16 protein-coding genes and 1 pseudogene are annotated in these 22,867 nt (G+C 43.2%); 3 read left to right on the forward strand and 14 right to left on the reverse strand.

Annotation, left to right across the window (positions count from 1 at the left end):
* Positions 1 to 40: 40 nt before the first annotated feature.
* The 3 genes from thrA to AC570I_RS07720 all read right to left on the reverse strand — a co-directional run bounded on the left by thrA (position 41) and on the right by AC570I_RS07720 (position 3,665).
* Positions 41 to 2,491, reverse strand: a complete 2,451-nt coding sequence (gene thrA, locus AC570I_RS07710) for a bifunctional aspartate kinase/homoserine dehydrogenase I (protein WP_497405009.1) — start codon at positions 2,489 to 2,491, stop codon at positions 41 to 43.
* Between the two features lie 387 nt (positions 2,492 to 2,878).
* Complete coding sequence (locus tag AC570I_RS07715; RefSeq protein ID WP_497405010.1) at positions 2,879 to 3,121, reverse strand: DUF6364 family protein; 243 nt, start codon at positions 3,119 to 3,121, stop codon at positions 2,879 to 2,881.
* A gap of 79 nt (positions 3,122 to 3,200) precedes the next feature.
* Positions 3,201 to 3,665, reverse strand: coding sequence for a GyrI-like domain-containing protein (locus AC570I_RS07720; RefSeq protein ID WP_497405242.1), 465 nt, complete (start codon positions 3,663 to 3,665; stop codon positions 3,201 to 3,203).
* 109 nt (positions 3,666 to 3,774) lie between these two features.
* Between AC570I_RS07720 and AC570I_RS07725 the strand changes: the two genes are divergently transcribed.
* Together AC570I_RS07725 and AC570I_RS07730 are read left to right on the forward strand one after the other, a co-directional pair.
* Positions 3,775 to 5,037: an ATP-binding protein gene (locus tag AC570I_RS07725; protein ID WP_497405011.1), complete on the forward strand. Its 1,263-nt coding sequence runs from the start codon at positions 3,775 to 3,777 to the stop codon at positions 5,035 to 5,037.
* A 69-nt stretch (positions 5,038 to 5,106) separates the two neighbouring features.
* Positions 5,107 to 5,430, forward strand: coding sequence for a MazG-like protein (locus tag AC570I_RS07730; RefSeq protein ID WP_047799872.1), 324 nt, complete (start codon positions 5,107 to 5,109; stop codon positions 5,428 to 5,430).
* Positions 5,431 to 5,559: 129 nt separating this feature from the next.
* Here AC570I_RS07730 and AC570I_RS07735 read toward each other — a convergent pair whose 3' ends face one another.
* The 10 genes and pseudogenes from AC570I_RS07735 to AC570I_RS07780 form a co-directional block, all read right to left on the reverse strand.
* Positions 5,560 to 6,486 carry a hypothetical protein gene (locus AC570I_RS07735; RefSeq protein ID WP_497405012.1) on the reverse strand — a complete coding sequence of 309 codons (927 nt, stop codon included), beginning with the start codon at positions 6,484 to 6,486 and terminating at the stop codon, positions 5,560 to 5,562.
* 15 nt (positions 6,487 to 6,501) lie between these two features.
* On the reverse strand, positions 6,502 to 7,284 hold the full coding sequence (locus tag AC570I_RS07740) for a HEAT repeat domain-containing protein (protein WP_497405013.1): 783 nt from the start codon (positions 7,282 to 7,284) through the stop codon (positions 6,502 to 6,504).
* Positions 7,277 to 7,855 (reverse strand): RNA polymerase sigma factor, encoded by a 579-nt coding sequence (locus AC570I_RS07745; RefSeq protein WP_497405014.1) that lies wholly within the window; start codon positions 7,853 to 7,855, stop codon positions 7,277 to 7,279. Before AC570I_RS07745 ends, AC570I_RS07740 begins: the two co-directional genes overlap by 8 nt.
* Before the next feature lie 132 nt (positions 7,856 to 7,987).
* Positions 7,988 to 9,769 carry a metallophosphoesterase gene (locus AC570I_RS07750; protein WP_497405015.1) on the reverse strand — a complete coding sequence of 594 codons (1,782 nt, stop codon included), beginning with the start codon at positions 9,767 to 9,769 and terminating at the stop codon, positions 7,988 to 7,990.
* A 7-nt stretch (positions 9,770 to 9,776) separates the two neighbouring features.
* Positions 9,777 to 10,670 (reverse strand): RagB/SusD family nutrient uptake outer membrane protein, encoded by an 894-nt coding sequence (locus AC570I_RS07755; RefSeq protein ID WP_497405243.1) that lies wholly within the window; start codon positions 10,668 to 10,670, stop codon positions 9,777 to 9,779.
* Positions 10,662 to 11,315 (reverse strand): annotated as a pseudogene (locus tag AC570I_RS07760) (RagB/SusD family nutrient uptake outer membrane protein); the annotation flags it as partial. The gene AC570I_RS07755 and the pseudogene AC570I_RS07760, both read right to left, overlap by 9 nt.
* Positions 11,316 to 11,319: 4 nt before the next feature.
* Positions 11,320 to 14,661 carry a SusC/RagA family TonB-linked outer membrane protein gene (locus AC570I_RS07765; protein WP_497405016.1) on the reverse strand — a complete coding sequence of 1,114 codons (3,342 nt, stop codon included), beginning with the start codon at positions 14,659 to 14,661 and terminating at the stop codon, positions 11,320 to 11,322.
* A gap of 49 nt (positions 14,662 to 14,710) precedes the next feature.
* Positions 14,711 to 15,649, reverse strand: coding sequence for a FecR family protein (locus tag AC570I_RS07770; RefSeq protein WP_497405017.1), 939 nt, complete (start codon positions 15,647 to 15,649; stop codon positions 14,711 to 14,713).
* Positions 15,650 to 15,715: 66 nt separating this feature from the next.
* Positions 15,716 to 16,330 carry an RNA polymerase sigma factor gene (locus AC570I_RS07775; RefSeq protein ID WP_497405018.1) on the reverse strand — a complete coding sequence of 205 codons (615 nt, stop codon included), beginning with the start codon at positions 16,328 to 16,330 and terminating at the stop codon, positions 15,716 to 15,718.
* Between the two features lie 128 nt (positions 16,331 to 16,458).
* The gene (locus tag AC570I_RS07780) at positions 16,459 to 18,336 is read right to left on the reverse strand and encodes an FG-GAP-like repeat-containing protein (protein ID WP_497405019.1); all 1,878 of its coding nucleotides are present in this window, start codon (positions 18,334 to 18,336) and stop codon (positions 16,459 to 16,461) included.
* 342 nt (positions 18,337 to 18,678) lie between these two features.
* Between AC570I_RS07780 and AC570I_RS07785 the strand changes: the two genes are divergently transcribed.
* Positions 18,679 to 19,260, forward strand: coding sequence for a GIN domain-containing protein (locus AC570I_RS07785; protein ID WP_497405020.1), 582 nt, complete (start codon positions 18,679 to 18,681; stop codon positions 19,258 to 19,260).
* Positions 19,261 to 19,332: 72 nt separating this feature from the next.
* On the opposite strand, the gene AC570I_RS07790 is transcribed toward AC570I_RS07785, so the two are convergent.
* Positions 19,333 to 22,779 (reverse strand): T9SS type B sorting domain-containing protein, encoded by a 3,447-nt coding sequence (locus tag AC570I_RS07790; protein ID WP_497405021.1) that lies wholly within the window; start codon positions 22,777 to 22,779, stop codon positions 19,333 to 19,335.
* Positions 22,780 to 22,867: the final 88 nt, after the last annotated feature.

Genomic DNA, 22,867 nt, shown 5'->3' on the forward strand with positions numbered 1-22,867 from the left:
GATTTGATACCGCCATTTTATCATTAGTCTCTTATTGATCTTAGCTTAAAGAACCCACGTTTATAATATCTGCAAAAACACCGGCAGCAGTAACCTCTGCACCAGCGCCAGGCCCTTTCACCACCAATGGACGTGTTTTATACCTGTCTGTAGTAAAGGAGATGATGTTATCACTTCCCGAAAGCATGTAAAACGGGTGACTGTCATCTACCATTTGCAGGCTGATTTCCACATCACCATCTTCCAGTTTTCCTATGTAGCGCAATACCTTTCCTTCGCTCGCGGCACGGTTTTTCAAATCCTCAAAATAGGCAGCATTGTTTTTTAGTTCTGCATAAAAGTCATCCACCGTTGAAGCATTCAAACAGGCTTCGGGTAAAATATTATCAATTTTAACATTTTCAGCCTCCAACGGATAGCCGGCATCCCGCGCAAGAATCAACATTTTACGCATAAAGTCTTTTCCATTTAAATCATCACGGGGATCTGGTTCGGTATAGCCTAAATCCTGTGCCTCTTTTACCGTTTCATAAAAACCAGCTTCACCTTTAAAATTATTGAAGATATAAGAGATGGTTCCTGAAAGAATGGCCTCGATGCGGGCAACTTTATCCCCACTCATCATCAGTTCCTTTAACGTACGGATAATTGGCAAGCCAGCCCCAACATTAGTTTCATAGTAAAAATCTACTCCAAACTTCCGGGCCGTATCTTTAAACGATTTGTATTGTGCGTAGCCGGCCGAATTACCTTTTTTATTACAGGTTACTACCGAAATACTGCTTTCAAAAATGCCCTGATAAAATTCAATTGGTGCTTCTGCAGCAGTGTTATCTACAAAAACGCAGTTTGGCAGGTTTAATGCTTTCATGCGCGCTACGAAGCCAGCAAGATCAGCCTGCTCACCATTCGCATTTAATTCATCTTCCCAGCCTTCAAGCGATAAACCATCTGTATTGAAAATCATTTTACGGGTATTGCTGATGCCGGCAACTTTAACCTGCAAATCATTATTCTCAGCCAGAAAAGGCATTTGTTCTTTCAGCTGATTAAATAGGGTCTTTCCGATATTTCCGGTTCCCAGGCAAAAGATATTCAGCGTACGTTTTAAATCAGTAAAGAATGCGTCGTGCACGGCGTTTACTGCTTTCGATAAATCAGAAGCGCTGATAATCACTGAGATATTATACTCCGAAGATCCTTGTGCAATTGCCCGTACATTGATACCATTCCTGCCCAAAGCGTTGAATAATCTTCCGCTCATCCCCGGTGTACGTTTCATGTTCTCACCAACAATAGCCAGCACCGCAAGATTATTTTCTACCTCAGGTAAAGCCAGCTTATTGGCATCAAGCTCCAGTTCGAATTCCTTTTTGATTAAACTGATGGCTTGTCCTGCATCTGTAGGCTTCACCGCAAAAGTGATGCTATGTTCAGATGAAGACTGTGTAATCAACACCACATTGATCTGCTCACGCGAAAGGAGTGAAAACAAACGGCCGCTGAAACCAGCCTTACCTACCATTCCACTTCCGGTTAGGTTGATGATACTGATGTGATCGATGGAAGAGATCCCTTTAATGGGTAAGCTTGATGTTTTAACATCGCTTTTGATATAAGTACCTGTAAAATCAGGTTCGAAAGTATTCTTGATTACGATTGGAATTTTTTTCATGAAAGCGGGGATCATGGTAGGCGGATAAATCACCTTTGCACCAAAATAACTCAACTCCATGGCCTCGGTATAACTCAGTTCCGGTAAAGAGAACGCTTTTTTCACTATCCGTGGATCCGCAGTCATCATCCCGTTTACATCCGTCCAGATCTGAATTTCTTCGGCGTTCAAGGCTGCACCCCACACCGCAGCAGTGTAATCAGATCCTCCACGACCTAATGTGGTTACCCTTCCGGCCAAATTACTGGCGATAAAACCCGTTACAAAAAGCACTTTAGTACTGTTCGCCTGATAGAAATCATTAATCAGCATTTCAGTTAGTTCAGTATCAACCTTTGCCTGTCCGAAATTACTATCCGTTTTAATCAGCTCCGAACCGTTTACATAAAGCGCTTCTGCAAATTGCTGGGAGGCAATGTGCGCAATCATGAATGATGAACAACGTTCGCCATAGCTCAATATCTGATCCTTGGTTTGCAGACTTAGTTCACGCAGATTGGTTACCGCCTGCAATAGGTCCTCCAGCTCATTAAAGAAAATTTTAAGCCGGGTAAACACCGGGTTTTGCGCTGCCGCCGGTAGAAGAGCGCGAATAACTGCAAAGTGCTTCGCCTCAATTTCTTTTAAAGATGCGTCGTAATCTTCGCCACGCTCAGCCTTTTCGGCCATATCCGTCAGCAAATTGGTTACGCCACTCATTGCCGATAATACAACTACCGGATTGCTTTGTAATTTTTCCTGGGCTACTATGCTCAGTAGCGTTTTAATGTTCTCGGCCGAACCTACGGATGTGCCGCCGAATTTAAGTACTTTCATTGTTTTTGGTTTTAATGAAGCTTACACGTTGCTTGTTAATTAATTTGGTTCTGTGCAGTTTCTATGGTTTTTGGTAAAAAAAAAGCGCCCCGAGTTCTATCGGGGCGCTTTCTGTGTTTTTATGTTAATTCAATTTACAACAAATTAGCCCCGCTGGTTTATACCGGTGGTAATAATAATCGTTGTAATAATTGAAGTGTTAAAAGTCATTGCTCTTCGTGTATTTTGTACACCGTAAAGTAGCAGATTATTTTTCTTAATTGCAAACAATTTTGAAAATTATTTGAAAATTTTTTAATAAAACGTTTAATTGGATGTAATAGCTGCATTTTTTATACTCGAAACTAAAACAGGCAAAGGTATCGCCATCAGATGTTGATAAAAAGCTTAGTCGCCATATTTTTGAGCCATATCTTCGAAATATTGTTTTTTGAAATCTATCGCGTTATCGGTTTCAGGAACCTTTAAATTGTCAATATAGTCAACCAAAGATTGCCCATCAGCTGTCTTAGAGATATTTAAAAGATAATTTTCAACCAATTCAGAAACACTACTTCCAACTTCTGAAGCGTATTTCTTCGCTTTAGTTAAAATATCCTTTTCAATTGTCAAATTAACCCTTGCTTTCATAACGATCTAATATACGTATATGTTTACATCGTACGTATTACTTCCCTTGTTGGTATTCTGTAGAATTAGCTATTTGGTATTAAGGCTTCACCCCAATATAAATCTCTACTTCCGAATCCGGCCCTAACTGCGACTTCTCCCCATACACCTCAAAATCTGCTTTGTAACTTCTATTCAGCATGCCGTCATTGGCCCATATATCCTGCCAGGTCGTTACAACTGCGGCGGGCATTTCCCCTTTGGCGGTATACTTTTTGTAATGTTCATTTTCGATTTTCCTACCCAAAAGCCCTTCCGGAATATCCGCTAACGAACTCACACGCTGACCAATGATCGCGGTATACTTGCCCGTATAATCACTTTCATAGTCCGTATAAACCGCAATAACGTCCTCGCTTACTTTATTCGGAATCTTATTAAAAATTTCCTGAGCATAGAACTCCTGCCAAAGCTTACCTAAATCTGCTGCAGCCTTGTTGTCTTTGTTGGTGGTTTCAACAGCTATTCCAATAATATTAAAGTTGTTCATATAATCTATGGATATTTAATGGTTAATCAAAGCTAAAAAATTATCCAACATCTAAGCTGAAATTACTCCAAACCCCTTTCCCATACTAACTATTTTAGTATTTTTGTTTCCATTCAATATCCCTATGGAAAATAAAGTCAGCATCAACAATAACAGCGTAGAGTTTTCGGGCATTACCAGAGAATATACCGAAGCAATTTCCGAATTAATCTGGAATGGCTTTGATGCCGGGGCCAGTAAAATCGACATTGTTTTCGACACCAATGAAATCGACTTCATCCCCTCCATCGAAATTATTGATAATGGCAGTGGAATTAATCTCGATTCCCTTCAACAAACATTTGGCTCTTTCCTTGATTCATTGAAACGCGGTAAAGACCAGCGTTCTTCATATGTAAGAGGTAAAAAAGGAAAAGGCCGCTTTTCATTCATTGCTTTTGCCCAATCAGCCGTATGGAATACCACCTACATCGATGAAGAAACAGGAAATTATTATAACTACGATGTAAGCATCAATGCCTCCAATAAGGACTATTATTACGATGAAAACAGAACCATTGACGAGCTAAAGCAAACGGGAACCAGACTCAAGCTGATTAATTTATTTGGCGTTACCGCTTACTCATTTTCAAGCGAAGCGTTTATCAATTACCTCAAGCATGAATTTGGATGGTTTCTGCTGCTCAACAGTAAACATCAGTATCAGCTATGCATCAATGGCACACCTATCCGCTACGAAGACAGCCTGGCCGACCATCAAATATTCCATCGGGAAATTGCAGATGCCTCCACATCCAGATTTAACTTCACCATTACCTTTGTACGCTGGAATGAAAAAATAGGGGATAAGTTTTACTACTATTTTCTCGACAACAGCAAGAAGGAAGTTTTCAAACAGCTTACTTCCTTTAACAACAATGCCATCAACTTCTACCATAGCGTTTATATTGAATCAGATTATTTCGACAATTTCAATTTCAGCGATACCGACGCATCAGAAAACCTATTCGGCTCTAACCCACAAAGCCCGATCTTCAAACAACTTATAAAAGAGTTACAAAAAATTGTCGCTTCAAAGCAAAAAGAGTTTGTCAGGGATGAGGCCGCAGTTGAGTTAATTAAAAGGCTTGAACTTACCAATAGCCTACCTGCATTCGGCTTAAGCCAGGAAGGAGAAGAGGGAAAACAACAGCTCCTAAATTTCGTAAAAGAATTGTATTGCATTCAGCCACGGATATTCAAAGGGCTTAATGAAGTACAGGAGAAAATGATCTTGGCCCTGATCAGTCAGCAGCTCAATAATGAAGAAACGCTAATCTCCCTTGTCGAACAAATTATTCCACTGGCAAATGAAGAGCGGATACAGCTGAAAAGTCTTTTTAACTAATGGCTAAGCACCAAATCTTCCAGTAAATAATTAGCGGCTTAATAACAGCTATACTAAACAAAAAATCAGATGAAAAATCTCGACCTCGAAACGATCAAAAAACGTACAGCAGCCATTCGTAAAAAATACCATCAACTGGAAAGGCAACATCATGGCAGCGAATGGACAATAGAAGAAGATGCACTGGCTTTTTTAACCGATGCAGGATTAGTAGGCCGATTAGTGATGTCGCAACAAGGTCGATGGCCCCAGCCTGATACTGAAGAAGAACTGAAGCATAAATTAGGTGAATGCCTGTGGTGGCTTACAACACTTGCAGATCGTATGGGTATGGATATCAATGAATGTACAGAAACCTTCCTCACCAAAACAGAAACACTAATGGGTGAATAACAGAATTAGTGAAATGTTATTGCATCTCCTGTTAGAGAGCAAACACCAGTTTCACACTGGCTTCACTCGCTCCTGACTATTCTTTTAAAAAATAAAGCCCCGCATGTGCGGGGCTTTCAGTTGTTTGGTTTATTTCTCTCTTATATAAATACTATCATGGTTCGATTTCAAAATCAAAACTGTACCGCCCCCGTTAATCTTCCCCTTTATATTTTCCGATTCCTTGCGCATCGAAATGTTTATCGCACTGAGTACCCTGTTTCCGCCCTGGGTAGTCGTAAGTGTGCTGGTGCTGGCTTTTGCTCCGCTGCCCGAAACCAACCCACTAAATAAAACACTTCCGTTGGTGGTGTATGCAACCCCTGTTGCAGGCTTATCTGTCTTTTCAACAGCTTCTTTTTCAATAGCAATATTCAGTCCTTCAGCGGCATAAATTTTACCGTAATTGGTACCTGCCTCTAAAGAAACTTTCGCCGTTTTAGGCAGTGCTACATCCACATGTCCATGTACAGAGACAATGGAAATAGGCCCCTTAATTTCACCTGCGAAAACCGCATCAACCGAACCATTCAAAGTTTTCACATTTACGGGGCCCGTATTATTTTCCAACTTCACCTCATTGAAATTAACGGAAACCTCAATTTCACTTTTCAGGTTTTTAAGTGTTAGGCTATCCTGATACATGGAGCTGTTATTTGTAAACACAACCTTTATATTTTGAGGTACCCTGATCTTGAAACGGCGGTCATCCGTTAAACTTACCGGGTTCACATTAATATCTTCGCCCTTAACCGTCACATCTAAACCCAATCCTGTATTGTCTTTAAAGCCTGAACTGTTAACAGCCTTCAGCCCCTTAGCCCTTTCGTCAACCTGCTCCTTTTCCGAAGCAGGCGAGCTAAAAATAATCTCACCGCCGTTATAGCCTTCTACCGTCGCGCCACTTAAATTAAGATTGAGCTTTCCTGACGATTTAGCCAGCTTATATTCTTTCTGTGCAGAAACCGACAAGCTTAAAAGTGTCAGCGCTACCACCAATTGTAGTTGTTTTTTCATATCCTCTATTTTCTATTATTGCTTATTCTCTTTCATTAAAACCATGTAGGCCTCATCTTTTACCGCATCGAGCGTATTAGGGTCGTTCACCAGGGCATAAAGCCGGTCGTCAACCGTTGCATTGTTCATTGTTCCCAAAACCCTCACCAATTCAAGCTGCACCAGGGGGTCGTTCTGGCTGTTCAGCGATTTTATTAATAATGCTGAAACATGCGCGTCATCTTTGTATTTACCCATCACATTCAGGGCCGCCAAACGAACGTTGCTATTTCCATCGCGTTCCAATGTTTTCGCTAACCGGTTGATCATATGTTCACTGATGTACCCGCTTTTATCAATTTCCAGTATCAGGGCTAAACGGTTACTGGCCGAGCTGCTATCTGTCAGTTGATCAACTTTTTCAGCCACATATACGTGTTTGGAAACCTGCGCCACATTTACATTTCTGGAGGCTGTTATATCACCACTGCGGCCAGGCGCAACTGCCGCAACATGTGCTTTTACCGGCTCTTTCAAATCAGGAACAACCTGTACCGGCCGTGCTTTTTTCGTTGCTGATGCCTGCGTATTCAAATGTTTCGTGGATGAAGTTCTGAAAATCAGGAAGCTCCCTGCCACGACTAACAATATAGCTGCCGCAGCCAACCACTTGCCCACCTGTAAAAAGGCAGGTTTCGTTTTCTGTTGCACAGGCACCTCTATTTGTTTCTTAAACAAATCCAGGTTAAACCGAGGGGCATCTAACTGATCAAATTCCTCCCGGTTCCGCTCTACAAAATCTTTTAATGGATCATTCATAATATGCCTTATCTTTTAATGCCAACAATATTCTCTTCTTTGCCCGGTGATATTGTGTTCTCACCGTTGCATGCGATAAACCCAGCACGCATGCAATTTCCTCCTGACTCATCTTTTCAAAAAGGTATAAGTTCAGGATGGTTTTGTAGCCTGTTGCCAACGCATCAATACTTTTTTTCACATCCTCTACCTTACAATTAAAAAGCTCATCTTCCCCCATATCATAATCTTCCTCTGCCCGAGGGTCCATGTCACCCATATCGGCAAACTGGATTTTTCTCCTCCGCAGATGGGAGATAGCTTTATTAATTGCCATCCGCTTCACCCAGGCTTCAAAATTTAAAACCCCTTTCAACCGTTCCGGATCACTAAAGGCATTAAAAAAAGTTTCCTGCAAAATATCTTCAGCCTCTGCTGTATGCACAATCAGTCGACTGATGGAATTATAAATCCTGCGGGCATATTTTTGATACAGGCCTGTATAGCCCGCATCCTTTCCCTGCATGCACATGGAAATCAATTCCTGATCGGTGATATCGCGTGGTATCGGCAAAATTTGAGTCGTTAACAATCTGCTATCAATATGTTTCTATAGGGAAGTCGCAACCAGCTGATTAATGTTGCATGCAAATGTGAAATTAATAATAAAAAAAACGCAAAACACCATGGGCGTTTTGCGTTCAGTTGAAAAAAGGGAAATAAACTACTTAATAAAACCCTTAACGCTGGTTTTCACATTCACCAGCGTCGATATTTTGATCCCATTAAGCGGGATTTTTTTACCATCTATGGTGATGACGGACCCGTCACGGTAAACTGCCGGAATGGTTTTACCTCCCGGACTATAATTCCCCGGGACAGGAATATCACCTGGCTGACCAAATTTAATTGCGGCATTAAAGCCCACAAACCATTCGCCGGTAGCAGGCCTGTACAAGGCCATATCCACCCGTCCGTCTCCATTATAGTCGGCCGGAACCGGAATATCGCCAGGAGTATGCGGAAGCTGCAAGGGAATATTTCCTAAAGCCGTTTGCCACATCGAATTATCCGTACGGAAAAAACCTACGTCAAGCTTTCCATCCCCATCATAATCGGCAGGAACCGGAATGCCGTTTTTATGCCCAAACTTAATGCTGTCCATACCATCAATGTACCAGGTCATGGTAGCGGGGCGGTACACCGCCACATCGGCAAAACCATCGCCATCCCAATCTCCACAAACCGGAACGTCACCAGCCATGCCCAGCAATACCTCCTTACCACCTTCGATCAGGAATTTACCGTCCTGCGCGCGGAACACGGCCATTTCAGTTTTACCATCGCCATTGTAATCAGCTGGTGCAGCCAGGTCACCGGCTTTACCGAAGGCTACTTTCTTACTACCTATTATCCATTTACCATCAGCAAATGACACTAGATCCGTCAGCTGGTCGTTATTAAAATCCATGAAACGCGCTGCCGTAGTATGGTGTAACCAGGGCATGTTAAACTCACTGTCGCTATCATTCTCCACCTCGCCTGTAAAAGGAGAAAAGGTTCTGAACTTCAGCAAATCCTTCGATTTCGAGAACGTAATCAGGCGCATCAGCCCATGCCCTCCCTGCGGTCGGCTCTGGTAGTCGGTAAGGTACGATTTAATGATATTCCCTGCATAGCCATCCATCCTGAAACCTTCCCCGTTATCACCCACATGGCCGGATAAGGTCATCACTACATTCGGAAAACGTTTTAAAGCATCAAAGCGCCGCTGACCCTGTTTTGAAAAAGCAGGAAAACCTTTCTCGTTGGTCCCGGCTGTTTTATTAAAGTGGATAAACGAGTGGCTCACCAAAATGGCCTGCCTGTCGCCATATTTTTGCAGCACTGTTTCTGCCCAGCGGTTTAAAGGCTCTATATCCTCATCGTACGAGTCGTACTCCAAAAACAGGATGAGCATCTTGACGCCATTGGCTTCCATCAAATCGAAGTGACTATCATTGTCATTAGCATAATGTCCACCGTACCATTTCTTCCCTTCAAAGTGCTTAATGCCAAAAAACTTATTGTAAAGGGTGGTCTTACCGCTCAATGGAAACTGGCTTCGTGTTTGGTCGTGGTTTCCCACAGCCATCCCGTATGGAATCCCCTGAGGATAATCTGCCGAAGGTTTTTCCAGTACCGACATGGCCGCCCAGGCCCGGTCCCACTGCACAGGAAATTTTTCCCCATCATCAGAAATATCCCCTAAATGAATCACAAACTTAATATTCTCTTTCTTTGAATTTTCGGTAATCCATTTGGTTTGGGCCAAAAACATTTCATTTTTGCCCCCGTTTTTTTCCGATGTATAATACTGCGTATCTGGCAATACCGCAATGGTAAACTCATCCTGCTCTTCTGCAGGTTTGTCCAATAATGTAGCGCTGATGCTCAACAACATCACCGCGGCCAGTGCCACACTTAAACCCTGCTGCCAAAACCTTCTTTTAAAATTTATCATCATTTATATGTTAAAAATATCCTGGATTCTGAGTTAGGTCAGGATTAATCTCCCGTTCCGATTGTGGAATGGGGAACAGTAAACGGTTATTGTTCACCTGATAGGTGTCGGCGCCAAGATAGGTGTTCGTTATTTTTAGCTTCGCACCATAAGCACTCATGGTAGCAACCGCATTACCCGTACGCAATAAATCAAACCAGCGGTGATTTTCAAAGGCCAGCTCAATACGCCTTTCCTGCGCAATGCGCGTGCGCAAATCTGCCTGTGCCAGTGCGGAAAGCCCGGTTAATCCTGCCCTTGTTCTGATTAGATTTACATTGGTCATCGCTGCTGCGGTTTTACCCTGCTCATTTTGCGCCTCCGCCAATAATAACACAGCATCAGCATAACGGTAAACCGGCCAGTTATCATTGGTATTATTTGGATCGGTATGTGGATTCAGGTATTTTTTAATGTAAGGAACCCCCACCTTACCCGCTGCCGGCAAATAATTTACACTGCTTTTGTTGGCCGAAATCGCGAAGACTTTACTGCTGTTATAAGTACCCTCAGCAATACCAATAGATGCCTCCTTGCGCTTATCGCCAGCTTCGTAGCTGCCCATTAAATCAGCGCTCGGGGTATTCCAGCCGCCCGTACCCGTATTATTGGTTGCTACACCTGTAACCAGGCTGGTATTGGTGCTTCTTGGTAAAAACTGATAAATGAAAGTACTTTGCTGACCTGCCTGCAAACCCTGCATATACTGCACTTCAAAAATAGATTCACGGCTGTTTTTATTTGCTGTGGAAAAAACATCTGCATAGTTGGGCAATAACTGGTAGCCCATGGCAGGAAGCGTAACCAGTAGTGCTTCGGCTTCCGCCCATTTCTTTTGTGTGGCATATACCTCAGCTAGCAACATGGTTGCCGCACCCTTGGTTGCTGTGCCACTTTGTGGAAACTTAGCCGGTACGGCCAGCTTCGTTATGGCATCCTGAGCATCGGCAATAATCTGCGCATACACCTCCTCAACCGACGCCCGTGGTAAAAAGGCATCATCAGCCACTTTTACCTCTTTCAAGTATAAGGGCACCCCGCCGAAGTACCTTACCAAACGGAAGTAATTCCATGCCCGCAAAAATTTAGCTTCACCTTCCAAAGCATTTTTACCAGCTTGGGCAATATCTGCATCAGCAATCCGCTCAATCACGGTATTTGCTTTCGAGATGCTGCTGTAACAGTGAAAATAAACGGCGTTGGTATAAGCATTTGTAGGATCGTCGGTAAAATCTGTAATACTCTCCCGCTGAACAAAAGCAGTTCCGCGGTTGCCGGCATTGTATTCGTAATGGGTATTCCCACCACGGCTCTCTCCGGTAAAGTAGTCATTATCCAATAAGCTGCGTAGCGGGGTATAAGCCGCATTTACGGCCTGCCTCATCTGTGCTTCCGTTTTATAAAAGTTGCCCGGCGAGTAAGAATCCGGCGGCGTAAGCTCCAGGAATTCTTTTTTGCACGAACTGGCTAAAAAGCCGATCACCAATAAAGGAAATATTTTTTTCATCATTCAATTATTTGAAAGTTGCTGTTAAACCAATAGAAAATGTGCGGGGAATAGGGTAGGCGTTCTCATCAATACCAATACCCAGGGTCGGGTCTAATCCGGCGAAATTAATCTCGGGGTTCATACCCGAATACGGACTGATCACAAAAGCCTGTTGTACCGATCCATACACCCTGAGGTTCCGCATGATCATATTATTCTTTAAGTTGATCGTATAACCCAGGGCAATGTTTTTGGCAGTCAGGTAGGTACCGTCTTCCACCCACTGGCTGTTTACCTGTCTTCCCATCGCTGTTGTTCCGGTTTTGGTACGCGGATAAAGTCCCGAACCAGGATTTTCCAACGAACGCCACCTGTCTTTTACGTCCGAAGTCAGCATTCTCGATCCATCAAGGTTGGTACGGTAAGCCCAGCGCGATGCATTCAGAATCTCTCCACCAACAGAACCCGCAAGCGTGATGGATAAATCCCAGTTTTTATAGCTGAAGTTGTTGGTTACCCCAAAAGTAAAATCAGGTGTAGGATCGCCAATAAAGGTACGGTCGTTTACGTCGTCAATCACCCCGTCGCCGTTTAAATCCTTCACTTTGATGGTACCAATATCCGATTGGTTTTTATATTTAGGCGAATTGGCTAAATCAGCAGCATCTTTATATAAGCCTTCATAAACAAAACCATAAAACTCACCCAGGTGATGTCCTTCCTGGTTACGGTAATAGTCGGAAGTTACCGTATTGTTTCTTCTGATAAACCCGGGACTGATCAGAGAAGAAATGATATTTCTGTCGAACGACACATTGATGTTGGTATTCCATTTCAGCTGACCCGTCGTATTTACGGTATTCAGCGTAAGCTCATGTCCCCACATGGTAAACTTACCCACATTGTATTTGATGGTAGTGAAACCCGAAGCCCGTGGAATACGTCTGTCCTGAATCAAGCCATCCGTAATTTTATGGTAGTAATCATAGGTAAATGAAATCCGGTTCTTTAAAATCGATAGGTCGAACCCAATATCGAATTGCTTTACCCGTTCCCATGCCAGCTCGGCATTACCCAGGTTATTTAGTGTACGTCCCGGAACCAGCGTTCCATCAAGCGTATAGTTGTATTCACCAATTGTAGATACTGCTGCATAATTACCAAAGAAATTGTTTCCGGTAATACCGTAACTGGCTCTTAGTTTGAACAGGTCGAGCCATTTGAAATCTTTCATAAACGATTCCTCACTGGCCACCCAACCTGCAGATACCGAAGGGAAGTTACCGTATTGCTGATTGATCCCAAAACGGGACGATCCATCCCTTCGTATGGCTGCAGAAAGCAAATACTTTCCCTGGTAAGCATAATTCGCCCTTGCAAGCACCGATTGTAAAGCATATTCTGTAGCATTACTGGTTCCTGCACTGATTACTGTAGCAGCGTTGATATAGGTTACATCATTACTGGGGTAGCCTGTTCCGGTTACACTGCTGCTAAACTGTTCAAACTTCTGTGCTGAATAGCCTGCAAGCACATCAATGTGATGACCGCCCTTAAAATCTTTGGTATAATTCAGGTTGGCTTCTGCCGTCCACGAGAAATTGTCAATTGAACTGGCAAGGCCCGAGGCTACATCATTCGCGTTCAGCAGCGAATGGTTAAAGTTATCACGCGTTTCTGCCCCTTTATCTACCCCAAAATTGGTTTTAAGGCATAAGCCCTTTAAAAATTCATAATTAAAATATCCGTTTCCTAATATCCTGGTGGTTTTATAATCATCTTTAGCCAGGGTAAACTGTGCATAAGGGTTAAAGTATAATACCATTGGTGCCGAGGAAACATATTTGGTCATTGAACCATCCGGATTCACCGGATCAAACAACGGACTGGCCTCAAAAATCCTTTCAAATAATCCCCCTACACCATCCGTGCTTAAACGGTTATTATGATCAAGGCGGTAACTTGGTGCCAGGTTAAAACCGATTTTAATTTTGTTGTTGGCCAAACGCAAATCGTGGTTCATACGAAGCGAATACAATTTGGTTCCGGTATTAATCAATACCCCTTGCTGCTCCTGGTAGCCCGCAATTACCGTTGTAGATGAATTCTCCTTTGCCGAGCGTAGAGTTAAATCATAACTTTGGATCGGCGCATTTCTGGTCAGCACTTTAAACCAGTTAGTACCTTCTCCATATTGCTCAGGGTTGGCATAAATCGGATCAAGCGTACCGGTAAAGTTTTCATATTTCACGCGGTCCTGGTAATACTCATTCTGAAAATCCACCCATTCACGGGCAGTCATTACATCCGGCACATTACGCATGGGAATTTTCTGGATTCCGAAGTTGCTATGAAATTCAATCTGTGCATCGCCTGCTTTTGCATGTTTGGTAGTAATTAAAATTACACCATTACCTGCCCTTGAGCCATATAAGGCACTTGCAGAAGCATCCTTCAATATGGAGAACGATTCAATCTCATCGGGATTAATGTTATTGATACTTCCGGTAACGGGCAATCCGTCAATCACTACAAGCGGCTGATTGCTGGCATAAAGCGATGCGGCACCACGAATCCTGAATTCAATGCCACGTCCCGGCTGCCCGCTGCTCAAAGCTACCTGTACCCCCGCAGCTTTCCCCTGCAAGCTTTGTGAAAACTGAATAACAGGCATATCCTGCAAGGCTTTTGCATCAACCTCGCTAATCGAGCTACTCACTTCTTTTGCCTTCTGCGTACCGTAGCTAATGTTTACTTCTTTCAATAACGTACCTGCGCGCATGGTGAAATTAGCAACATAAGGTTTACCCGCTGTAACTGTAACTCTTTCCTGGCGGATGGTTTCATAACCTACATAACTCACTTCCAGGATATAGGTCCCTTCTTCAGCACGCAGCTCAAAATAACCGTCGGCATTGGTGAGCGCCAGATTGGTTTTACCTGCCAAACGCACTGTAGCACCAGGCAAAGTTTGTCCGTTTTCATCTTTTACCACCCCTTTAATAATACCGTTGATTCTTTTAAACAGGACAATATTAGCAGCCTGCTGTTTAAACGAGATATCGCTGTTGCGCAATAAGTCAGTAATCACATCGCCAATACGTTGCTGCTGGTATTTTTTGTTCGGAATATTAATCCCATCCAGCGAAAGGTAATTGTTATCATAAGCAAAGTTTAACGATGTTACTTTCTCCAATGTAGCAATGGCTTTTTTCAAACTGCCTTGCTGAAACTGGATATCGATTTTAGTACTTAACGACTGGGCATTAAGTGTTACGGCTTTAACCGTAAAAAGACTGATCAGAAATATGGATAGTAATAATGAGCTTCGCATAAATAGCCTCCATATGGTTTGTTTAGTGTTCATTTATTTTTTTAATAAGGAAATTTCTTTGTTTTGTTAAGGATACAGATGATTAGTAAAGCACTACCACATTGCCCTCCTTTCTATATTGAATGTGATGCATTTTACAAATGAGTTCCAGGTTATCTTGCAGTGTTACCTGGCTTTGAATCGTAGCCGTGTAGCTAAAGCGATGGATATTGCTGATTTCGGAATGGAGCGTTACGCCATAAAGGTTTTTAAATACACTGGCTACCGATTGGAAGCTTGCATTTCGGAGAACGGTTTTTCCATCCCTCCAGCTATAGCTCAGGGTTTGGTCTACCTCACTTAATTCAAAAGCCTGCGATGTTTTATGATAAATCAGCTGGTCGCCTTTTTCAAGCACTGCCAGTACCCGCTTTCCGCTGGCCACCCTTACTTTGCCGGTATTCACTACAATGGTTTGTGTAGTAAGGTCGCCGTAATTGTTAATGTCGAACGATGTTCCCAGCACCGTAACCTGTAAAGCACCCATATTAACATGGAAAGGGCGTTTTACATCACGCTTTACATGGAAGAAGGCTTCCCCTTCAGGTAAATAAACGTTCCTTGAATTTGCCGTAAAAGCTTGTGGGTATTTAAATTTTGAAGCGGCATTAAGCCATACTTCTGTACTGTCTGGCAGCATTAAATACTTCAGCATACCGGTTTCAGTAGCCGAGGTCAGGTAGGCTACGGGTGTATTTACCGTGCGTTGGCGCACTGACCATAAGGCAAAGCTACCGACCAATATTACCACGGCAGCGCTTGCAGCCCACCAAAGGCGGTGTACCCTGGGTTTTACCAGATGCGGCAGTATTGCCATCTGCAGTTCCTCGCGGATCCTGGCTTTGTCGGCATCGCTGAAGGCATACTTTTCCAGTGCTTCATACGATTGATACCAGCCTTCTACAACCTGATTCTCTTTATGACTGTTATTTCTCTTAAGAAACCGCGTCAGCGATTTTTTGAATTGCTTAATACTTTCCATCTGTTCTGACTGTAAGTCGCCAGAAAAGGCAGAAAGTACTTTTAATTAAAGTTAAACTTATATAAACTATTTGTTAACCATATACAGCAATATGGAAAGGTAAGCGGCATACTTTTCCGGGTATTTATCCTGGATCACCAGGCGCAGCCTTCTTAATACTTCAGCGGTATAATTTTTCACCGTTTGCTCAGCGATACCTAAATCTGCAGCAATTTCTTTAATGCTTTTACTTTCGTTGCGCATGGTGTATACCTGCTGTAAAAGCTCGGGCATACGGGCTACCGTTTCCGCAATCAGCTGTTCCAGCAAGATATAGTCTTCCAGGCCATCCACTGCTTCCTGAATAATTTCCATCCGTGTAGCGGCATCCTGCAATTGTAAATCTTCTTTTGATTTGGACCTGAAATGACTGATCACACTGAGCTTCACCGCCGATTGCAGGTAGGCATCAACCGAACCTTTAATGTCGAGTGATTTTCTGCGCTGCCACAATTTAATAAATAACTCCTGCACAATGTCTTTTGCCACCTCACTGTCGTTTACCCTTGCCCAGGCCGTGCTATATAATTTTTCCCAATAGTGTTCAAACAAGGCGCTAAAAGCCGACTCGTCATCTTCTTTGATTCGGGAAATCAACAAATTAGGGCTAATGGTCATTTCATACAAAACTAAACAGCCCATGTTAACTTATCTTTAAGTTTAACTACAAAGGCGCAGCAAACAGGAATGCGTTACAAAACCCAACGATTAGTTGAACTTTAGTAACGCTATCCATTGTAAACTTTTTACTTAAGGTTAAGGTTTAAAATCTATTCCCCATAATAGTTCCTTAAAGCACCACTATTCTCTGCATAGTTCCATCGTACCTGGTCAGCTTTACTGTCGCCATTAATATCAGTAAAGTAGAAAATGGTGTTTTCACTTTGTGATGTTCCCCGCAATGAGTAAACCGGTCCAGAAAAGGCATTTCCAGTGGTAGACCAATAGACTTTTACTTTGCCCAGGTAGTTTGTAGGATTCCAGTAGATTTTATCCGCACGCCCATCGCCGTTTACGTCAGCAAAGTAGAACCTTGTATTATCCAGGCCACTGGTAGCGCTATCGCTAAAGCCATTGGACAGCGTGAAGGTACCATCACCATCAGATAAGTATACCATTGTTTTTCCACCATTCAAATTAGCATGCCATAGTATTTTATCTGCACGTGTATCGCCATTGATATCTGCATACCAGAATCTGGTAGCTCCTGTAGTACTTGCACCTTCCGTTCCTGCCACCACTGAACTGCTGAAATTCCCGTTTGAGGTAGCCAGGTAAACCCGTGTTTTACCTGAATCAAAGGTTGCGTTCCAGTAAATCTTATCTGCTTTGCCATCACCATTCACGTCGGCAAAATGATATACTGTAGTTGCCCCCTGGCTGGTACCTTCCGGATTTTCGATAGCAGTGCTGCTAAAGTTCCCGTTTGAAGTAGCCAGATAAACCCTGGTGCGGCCAGCATTTTGCGTAGGGTTCCATACAATTTCATCTGCTTTGCCATCGCCATTCACATCGGCGTAGTAATAACAGCTGCTTGCCAAAGCTGATGCGCCTGCGGTGTGTTTTATTGCCGGCGAAGCAAATGTACCGTTTCCATTAGACAAAAAAACCTGTGGAATGCCACTATCAAAGCTACTCCTCCAATAAATTTTATCTTTTTTACCATCGCCATTTACATCCGCAAAATAGTAATTGGTAGCAACGCTGGCACTTATTCCGTTGTTGTCTTCGTGTGCAGCGCCAAATACTGCCGGGCGGTATACGGCCATTACCGGCCAATGGTCTGATGGCCAGTTACCATTGTAGCTCGTTTTAATTACCTCCGAACTGGTATAAGCGAGGTTGCGCGTACTGGTCATCCAATCCAGTTTGCTGCTCCCTGTAGCATTCCAGCTGTGGAAAGTAAATTCGCCATCACTATCACCTAACGCATCCACTACATCCAGTCCGCTTTTCAATATCCCTATTTCAGTAGTACCTGGTTTGGCATTAAAATCGCCAAATACAATTTCAGGCAGGTTTTCTGTATTAAACTGGTTCACTCCTGCTACCAAGGCATTCGCATTATCAATCCTTACCGCCTGCGAATCAAATTGCCAGTGACTGTTACTGATAAAATATTTGTTACCAGTCTGTTTATCTTGCAATATTACCCAGGTAGCCGTATTTGTGGGCCCGATTTTAACAGTGCCTTGATCTAGTTTATTAAAGCGACTATTTTTATAAAATATTGCTTTCGGTGTTCCCGTGATGGCCGTATCGTAGTACTCACCGTAGCCCAGTGGTGTCATCTCCGCCCTGAACCAGCTTTCGAAACTGTTATCTGAAAACTCCTGCAATCCAAATACATCCGGATTGTTGTCGATAATAATTTGTTTAATCATGCCCTGGCGTTGGGTAATACTTTGTGGATCGGCGGCATCATTATGTCTTACATTGAATGATAAAGCTTTAAAAGCGGGCTCTTCAGCGGCGTTTAATGATGCAGCATTTAGGGCCAGGTTGTGGTGTTTTGCGCTAAAGGTTTCTGCGGTTGTTTCCATTTCGGCTTTCTTGCAGGCGCTAAAACCTAACATGGCAGCAATGCCGAGGGCTAAGGCCAGCTTAGTAGCCGTGCTCTTCGTTGGTAATGCGGTTTTTGTTTTCATGGTTTTCTGTGATTCTGATTTTATGGTTGTAAAATCATAAGTCGCCAATAAGCTCCTTCCGTACTCCGTTTCGCCATTAAATATTGATTAACAATTTGTTAAGCCTTATTACAGGATTTTAAAAGTCTCCATTAGCATCCTGATCCCAAATTGGAAATAAACCTCCTTTACTCGCGTGTATCCGCATATTCCATAACTTAACATTAGTATAGATAAAATGCCCGTTCGTCGAGAATCCCGGGCGTTAAGTATAAAGCAGGGAAATTGCGTGCAACGTTTTTCATGTAGCGGCGTCTCATGAGTATAAAAACAAAAAATTTAAACCCTTAAAATCTAAAGCATATGAAAACTTTCATCAACACCATCATCAGTTCAAGTTTAGCAATTGTATTAACTGCTACAACAGCATTCGCCGGCACTACTCCATCACCAATCCGAGGCGAAAACGCAAAATTCAATTCCATCTCTGTTCAGGGAAATGTAGAAGTTACCGTAAAACAAGGCAGCCGCAGCAGCATTGCTTACAGTGAAGACAATACCGGAAGTGTAAAAGTAACTGAGTGCGGCGGAAAACTATGTATCAGCACCAAAGGAAATGAGCAGGCAAAAGTTACCGTATATGTAAAAGACCTTTTCCGCATCCAGGCAGCCGATCACGCCATCGTTAAAACTGAAGGTAAAATCGAAACCAAATTTCTACAGTTGTTCCTATCAGACTACGCACAAGCTACCATCAACTCTAATACCGACGGATTATACACCGTATTAAAAGACCACGCTAACCTGTCGTTAAGCGGAGCTACAAAAGATCACGCATTGGTAATGGGCCACACACCAAGTTTATCAATGAACCAGTTTGCAGCTTTAAAAACCAGCACTCAAAGCCTTGCCGAATACAGCGCCACCTATGCATTAAGTAAATAAAGTACAATCCTTATTGAACAGCGAAAAGCGATGGGCAGCAACTCATTGCTTTTTTTTGTTTATTAGCCCCACTTACCTCATCAAAGTCAAACTACCCGAAATGTTTTTGCAGTTTGCTGCAAGGTGAATGGTATAAAAATACACTCCAACCGGTAGAATTTTGCCTTTGGTTTCTCCGTTAAACGGGCTTTTATAACCGGTACTGTTAAATACCACATTACCCAGGCGATTAAAAACCTTTATTACTGCCTGAGGATATTGTTCAATATTTTTGATTATCCAGGTATCATTCTCCCCATCGCCATTAGGGGTGAATGAGGAGGGGACATCAACCGGTTTTTCGGCAAACGTAACAGGCACAGCAGTACGTTTGCTTTCGCAGTTTCCGATCGCCAGGCTCACGAAATACGATTTTGATTTTACCATGTCCAGGGTAAATATTCCGGTGTTGTTCTCCATCAATGACTGCCCGCCAGTGTCAAACTGGTAAAGTTTATAGTTTCCTGCAATAGGGTTCAACACTTTTATGGTTCCCTCCCCCTCGCCACACAACTTTACCTGTGCCAGCCCCGGTGCCGCAATTTCCTGGCCGATATTGTCGACAACAAATACATTTTCCACCACGTTACAGTTGCTATTGCTGTTGTCCATTACCCGTAGTTTGTATGATCCGTATGGCACATTTTCCAGCAGCGCTTGTCTGCTCACCACTTCTTCGTGGTCATTCAGCCACTCAAATTGATAAGGAGCCATCCCGCCATTAACAACAATGTCACTAACCGACCCAAGCCCCATACCACACTGGTCGGCCTGATTTTTTACCTGAGTCAAATCCATTGTGAGGGGTTCAATCCGCAAAACCGTATAGTCTTTATAATGTTGCTCACATTCTTTTTCATCTGTTAAAAACAAACTGTATACACCTTCCTTTAACTCCGTTATACTATTCGTATTGCCAATGTTTGTGCCTGTTGCATCCGTCCAGCGCAGCTTTGTTGTGGGGTCGATACCCGAAGTTTGAACTGTAATTATCCCCGAATCTTCACCGCATGCGGCGTCAGTGATCTTATAACTCAATTCGGGAAAAACTTTTGCGCTTTGCCTGATGATGTTATACTCCAGCGTGCGGTTACAATAAGTATTTGAAATGGTGAGTTTGTATTTTCCTGGCGGAAGGTTTTCAATATCTGGTTGGTTGCCAACAGGTGTTCCGGCATCATTTGTCCACCTGTAGCTTAACGCCTCAGATGAGCTCACTTTCAGGTTTTTGATCCAGCCATCATTAACCGTACAACCCGCATTTTTCAGATTGTAGGCTGAATCATCAACGGTTATGCCATTTTTCTCATCAATGGTGAAAGAATAAAAAAGCGATCCGCATGAGCCCTGATCTTTCACTTCTACAGTATATTTTCCGGCAGGTACACCACGTAAATCAGCTTCATTACCCATTATTTCCTGATTATTATTTCTCCACGTAAAAGATAGTACCCCTTTCCCGGTAGCTGCCAATCCGGTTACGCTCCCATTCTTCCAATCACAATCAGCATTTTCAGTCAGCACTTTTGCGAGGTCTGCAACGGGAGCCCCCTCAGCAGGGATATTAAAAGGGCCAAACATAACCGTGCAATCGTAGGTGGTAACCACCTTCAGCCTGTAGTTTCCACCTTTAACATTTTGTAACGTAAGTGCAGTCCCTTTAACCTCACCGGCATCATTCAACCAATTAACTGATTTCGTTGTTGCGGTTTCAAGATTCGACAGATAGACGTTACTAATCCCGCCATTCTCCATGCTACAGGTGGCAGGCTGGATTTTCATCGCCGTGGTGTACAGCGCTGGCGTCACGTCTTTTAACTCCCATGTAGAGGTTTGCGTTTTACAGGCCGTACCCAGGTAGGCCGTAAACGAATAGGTTCCTGGCGCCAGGCCTTTCAAATCTGCATTGGTACCGATCAGTTTGTTTTCAGCGTTACGCCACTCTACCGCAGTAGCTCCCGTTACCACAATTCCGGTAATTGAACCATTTGCCTGGCCACAGGTAGGTTGTTTTACTGTATAGTTGCCCATCTGCAGGCTCATACCTAAAAACTCCGATGTACGGTTGTTCAATGTGGCCGAAGCGGTAAAGCCTATATCAGGTGTAATGGTCATTGTCCAGTTTCCCTGTGCATCAGCAAAAGTGCTTCCCAGGTATTTCTTGGCATCGCACTGGTAACATTCCCCATCCGAAAACACTTCAATCTCCGCATTTGGTGTAGCTGTTCCCGTTAGGGTACCGTTATTATACCCGTTAATTTTAATCACCGGTATTTCTACTTTCGATTTTTCTGATTTATAGGTGATGGGCATCGCAGAAATACAATAAATAGCATTGCGCTGTATCAATATGTCGCCGCAATTGGTGGCCCATATACCTGGCGTTCCCGACCCAAAGCTTACCCGGTTGGCCATCACATTTGCTTCACCAGGATTCTTGCCCCCAATAACGATGTTCGAACAGTTCTCCAGGCCTATTGTACTGTAAACATAAGACTTACTTCCATCACTTTGTACGCCCATTCTGTTTCCCTGTATCTTTCCCGAATTATAAATGTTTTTAAAGTCGAAAGCGCCACTGCCAATAAAAGTATTGTTAATGAGTTCTACATTCTTCACGTCCTGAATAATGCCACGGTTGCTGATTCCGGAACTCAGGCCTTCCACGCCAAAACTATTGTTTTTGATGATACATTTCTCACCTGTTGCTTCCACTGCTTGTGTAGTAAGGTTAACCCCGGATACTACAACACCATAATAACGATAGCCCCAAAGGTTTCCTTCAGCCTTCGTGTCGCCCCCAATCATCACCTCATCACACAACCTGAAATCCAGTGTTCCGCCGAAGGCAGTGCCTACTACTGTTTTTTTATCTGCTGCAATTCCAAACCAGTTGGCCGAAACTTTGATTTTCTTGCATTTGAACAGGGTGATATCATAATCGCAGGCCAGGAAAATATTACCCTTCCCTGGTACGCCAAAAGTAAGGTCGGCACCCTGGTTGATGTAAATGGGACTGGCACCACGCCCTCCCGCAGCAAAATTTGAAAAACTTAATCCATAAATCTCGAGGTGGTTAATCCCCGCCCCCTTCAGTGCAGTCCGTTCCGTATAATCGGTATAAGGGATAGTGGTTTCGAGGGTGACTTTAGCATCCGAGAGGCCCAGCACAGCACCTGGTAAAGTGGTTCCGTCGATCACAAGATTAGAGGAAAGTATTAAAGGCGATTTCAAACTGATCAGCCTGGCAGTGGCTGTAAAATGAATATAGTCGGTTTCAGCAGTACCGTTTGCCGCAGCTTTTTCCAGCGCCTCACGTAAAGAACCTGGCCCCGAATCCAGTTGGCTGCTCACCGTAAATACCTCGGCATGGGCTATACCAAAGATTGACAAAAAGGATAAAAGGAGCAATAATCGATACATGGTGAGTGCGTAGTTTGGTAGGAGGCAAATGTAGAGAATTTCAACATCTTTTCTCATATGCATTGCTTAAGTAAACAGTTGCAATAGTGAGCTTTCCTGCGGAATGATTTCCACATTTGCCCTCATCCCATTTCAGATATTTTGC

Source organism: Pedobacter sp. A2324, assembly GCF_059693705.1.

Coding starts and splice junctions, on each gene's coding strand:
- AC570I_RS07785 (WP_497405020.1), top strand. CDS start 18,679: ATGAAAACTTTCATCAACACCATCATCAGTTCAAGTTTAGCAATTGTA.
- AC570I_RS07750 (WP_497405015.1), bottom strand. CDS start 9,769: ATGATGATAAATTTTAAAAGAAGGTTTTGGCAGCAGGGTTTAAGTGTG.
- AC570I_RS07730 (WP_047799872.1), top strand. CDS start 5,107: ATGAAAAATCTCGACCTCGAAACGATCAAAAAACGTACAGCAGCCATT.
- AC570I_RS07780 (WP_497405019.1), bottom strand. CDS start 18,336: ATGAAAACAAAAACCGCATTACCAACGAAGAGCACGGCTACTAAGCTG.
- AC570I_RS07765 (WP_497405016.1), bottom strand. CDS start 14,661: ATGAACACTAAACAAACCATATGGAGGCTATTTATGCGAAGCTCATTA.
- thrA (WP_497405009.1), bottom strand. CDS start 2,491: ATGAAAGTACTTAAATTCGGCGGCACATCCGTAGGTTCGGCCGAGAAC.
- AC570I_RS07725 (WP_497405011.1), top strand. CDS start 3,775: ATGGAAAATAAAGTCAGCATCAACAATAACAGCGTAGAGTTTTCGGGC.
- AC570I_RS07740 (WP_497405013.1), bottom strand. CDS start 7,284: ATGAATGATCCATTAAAAGATTTTGTAGAGCGGAACCGGGAGGAATTT.
- AC570I_RS07755 (WP_497405243.1), bottom strand. CDS start 10,670: ATGTTGCTAGCTGAGGTATATGCCACACAAAAGAAATGGGCGGAAGCC.
- AC570I_RS07735 (WP_497405012.1), bottom strand. CDS start 6,486: ATGAAAAAACAACTACAATTGGTGGTAGCGCTGACACTTTTAAGCTTG.
- AC570I_RS07775 (WP_497405018.1), bottom strand. CDS start 16,330: ATGGGCTGTTTAGTTTTGTATGAAATGACCATTAGCCCTAATTTGTTG.
- AC570I_RS07770 (WP_497405017.1), bottom strand. CDS start 15,649: ATGGAAAGTATTAAGCAATTCAAAAAATCGCTGACGCGGTTTCTTAAG.
- AC570I_RS07790 (WP_497405021.1), bottom strand. CDS start 22,779: ATGAGAAAAGATGTTGAAATTCTCTACATTTGCCTCCTACCAAACTAC.
- AC570I_RS07715 (WP_497405010.1), bottom strand. CDS start 3,121: ATGAAAGCAAGGGTTAATTTGACAATTGAAAAGGATATTTTAACTAAA.